The 2,177-nt window shown below is 75.0% G+C and carries 2 protein-coding genes; both read left to right on the top strand.

Going from position 1 to position 2,177, the window contains the following annotated elements:
- On the top strand, positions 1–361 hold a 361-nt coding region (locus tag ACQRUO_RS39265), incomplete at its 5' end, for an FHA domain-containing protein FhaB/FipA (RefSeq protein ID WP_428320975.1).
- A 98-nt stretch (positions 362–459) separates the two neighbouring features.
- The coding region (locus ACQRUO_RS39260; RefSeq protein WP_428320974.1) for a protein phosphatase 2C domain-containing protein at positions 460–2,177 on the top strand (1,718 nt) is incomplete at its 3' end.

Below are 2,177 nucleotides of genomic sequence, written 5' to 3'. Positions count from 1 at the left end.
CGAGAGCGCGCAGCCGAGCGGCCAGCCGGCCGCCACCGGTGGCCGCGGCCGCCGGCCGGGCCCGGCCGTCCCCACCCAGCTCGTGGTGGTCGAGGGCTCGCTGGCCGGCACCACCGTGGCCCTGCAGGGCCAGGTCATCACGCTCGGGCGGGCCCACGACTCCACCATCGTGCTCGACGACGACTACGCCTCCTCCCGGCATGCCAGGATCTATCCCGACCAGGCTGGGCAGTGGACCGTCGAGGATCTAGGCTCCACCAACGGCACGTATCTCGAGCGGCAGCGGCTGACCACGCCGATGCCGATGCAGGTGGGAGTGCCGATCCGAATCGGCAGGACCGTCATCGAACTGCGGAAGTAGTAGCGCATGAGGGACAGCACCCCGTCCAAGACCAGCCGGGACGGCAGCTCGATGGCTGCCGCTGCCCTGCGCGAGGCCCAGAGGGGGGCACGCACCGTATGAGCCTCGTGCTGCGTTTCGCCGCCGGTTCCCACAAGGGCCTGATCCGGGAGGGGAACGAGGACTCCGGCTACGCCGGCCCGCGGCTGCTGGCCGTGGCCGACGGCATGGGCGGTGCGGCTGCTGGTGAGGTCGCCTCCTCCGAGGCGCTCAGTTCGATCATCTCGCTGGACGACGCCGATCCCCAGGCCGACCTGCTGACCCTGCTGGGCGACGCCGTCCAGGCCGCCAACGACCGGCTGCGCGTGATGGTCGAGCAGGACCCGCAGCTGGAGGGCATGGGCTGCACCCTCACCGCGCTGCTGTGGACCGGCGAGCGGATGGGCCTGGTGCACGTCGGCGACTCGCGCGCCTACCTGCTGCGGGACGGTTCGCTCACCCAGATCACCCAGGACCACACCTGGGTGCAGCGGCTGGTCGACGAGGGGCGAATCACCCCCGAGGAGGCCGAGACCCACCCGCAGCGCTCGCTGCTGATGCGCGCGCTGGACGGCCGCGGCCAGGTCGAGCCCGACCTGTCGATCCGCGAGGTCCGGGCCGGCGACCGCTACCTGATCTGCTCCGACGGCCTGTCCGGCCCGGTCAGCCACCAGACCCTGGAGGAGACGCTGGGGAGCTTCTACGCCCCCGAGCCGACCATCCAGGAGCTGATCCAGCTGGCGCTGCGCGGCGGCGGCCCGGACAACATCACCTGCATCGTCGCCGACGTGCTCGACGTGGGTCCCAGCGACACCCTGAGCGGCCAGTTCGCCACCGCCCCCGTGGTGGTCGGCGCGGTGGCCGAGGGCCCGCACGGCACCGCGGTCGACAACCAGATCATCGACACCCCGGCCGGCCGGGCCGCCGGCCTGGGCCGCCAGCAGCCCGCCCCGGGCGCCTTCGGCCCGGCCGACGGCTACGACGCCCCCGCCGGCTTCGGCCCGGCCGAGGGCTACGGCCAGGCCGGTTACCCGCAGGAGGGCTACCCCGAGGGCTACGGCCAGGCCGGCTACCCCCAGGAGGGGTACGGCGAGCCGCAGCCGGAGGGCTACGGCTACCCGGCGGAGGGCTACGGCGCCGCGCCGCACGCCGCCGACGGCTACCCGGGCGAGGACTTCGAGGCCGACGGCCACCCCACCGGGGAGCAGCCGCCGGCCGGCGCGGAGCCCGGCGGCCGGGCGGACCGGAACGCGCCCAAGAAGCGCCGTTGGTTCCGCCGCTCGGCGATCACCGTAGTCGCGCTCGGCCTGGTCGGCGGCGCGGCCGCCGGCGGCTACGAGTGGACCCAGGGCCAGTACTACGTGGGCGCGCACGACGGCCACGTGGCGGTCTACCAGGGCCTCAACCAGAGCCTGGCCGGCCTCGACCTCTCCTCGGTCAAGCAGGACTACCCGGACACGGCGCTGACCGACCTGCCGGTGAGCCAGCAGAGCCAGCTGAACGGCACCATCTCGGCGGGCAGCCTGGGCGACGCCACCCAGCGGGCCCAGGACTTCCAGAAGCAGGCCGCGGTCTGCCGCAAGGTCAAGCTGGGCGCCACCGCGCCGGCCACCCCGGCCGCCACCGCCTCGGGCACCGCCGGCACCGGCACCCAGGCCACCGGCACCGCCTTCGAGAGCGGCTCGACCACCCCGCGCACGCTGCCGAAGGCCGCGGTGGCCACCGCGGCCCCCAGCGCCACGGCGTCCGCCCAGCCGGGCGGCGCGGCGGGCTCCGGCGCGGGCACCAGCGCGGCCGG

It is taken from the genome of Kitasatospora sp. LaBMicrA B282 (genome assembly GCF_050325825.1).
Classification (GTDB): domain Bacteria; phylum Actinomycetota; class Actinomycetes; order Streptomycetales; family Streptomycetaceae; genus Kitasatospora.
This window is presented reverse-complemented; position numbering and strand designations above follow the sequence as displayed.